This is a genomic window from Aquabacterium sp. A08 (assembly GCF_011742065.1).
Genome location: NZ_JAAQQT010000246.1, coordinates 1 through 614, shown reverse-complemented (window position 1 = coordinate 614; position 614 = coordinate 1). Strand labels below are relative to the sequence as shown.

Here is a 614-nt window from a genome sequence, read left to right as displayed (position 1 = left end):
GTAGGTGCTGGCCTCGGCGCGGTGGGCGGTGCCAAAGGCGTCGTGCACGAAGATGTCGCACATCTGCCCCAGGCGGGCCGACAGGTCGGGGCAGTAGCGGGTCTCGCCCGGGTTGAGCCGGCAGTTTTCCAGCAGCACCACCTCGCCCGGGCGGGCCGGCACCGGGCGCCCGACCCAATCGCGCTCCAGGCGCACCGGCCGCAGGTCGCCCAGCCGCTCGGCCACCGGCGCGAGCGAATCCTCGGGACGGAACCGCCCCTCGGTGGGCCGCCCCAGGTGGGAGGTGACCAGCACCGCCGCCCCGGCCTGCGCCGCCAGCCGAATGGCGGGCAGGCTGGCACGGATGCGCGTGTCCTCGGTGATGCGGCCGTCGCGGTCCTGAGGCACGTTCAGGTCGGCGCGGATGAACACCCGCTTGCCCTGGGCAAAGCCGCTGTGCACAACGTCGGTGAAGCGCAGGAAAGGCATGGTGGACCTCCGGTTCAGGCCGTGCGGGCCTGGGACACCACCCGCACCATCTCCAGGCACTTGGCGGCGTAGCCCCACTCGTTGTCGTACCAGGCCACCACCTTCACAAAGGTGCCGTCCAGCGCAATCCCGGCCTCGGCATCGAA

At 71.8% G+C, this 614-nt stretch carries 1 protein-coding gene and 1 pseudogene; both read right to left on the bottom strand.

From position 1 onward, the window contains the following. On the bottom strand, positions 1–468 hold a 468-nt coding region (gene pgk / locus HA630_RS01385), incomplete at its 3' end, for a phosphoglycerate kinase (protein WP_166832149.1). Positions 469–482: 14 nt separating this feature from the next. Then, positions 483–614: pseudogene (locus HA630_RS01380) on the bottom strand (type I glyceraldehyde-3-phosphate dehydrogenase); the annotation flags it as partial.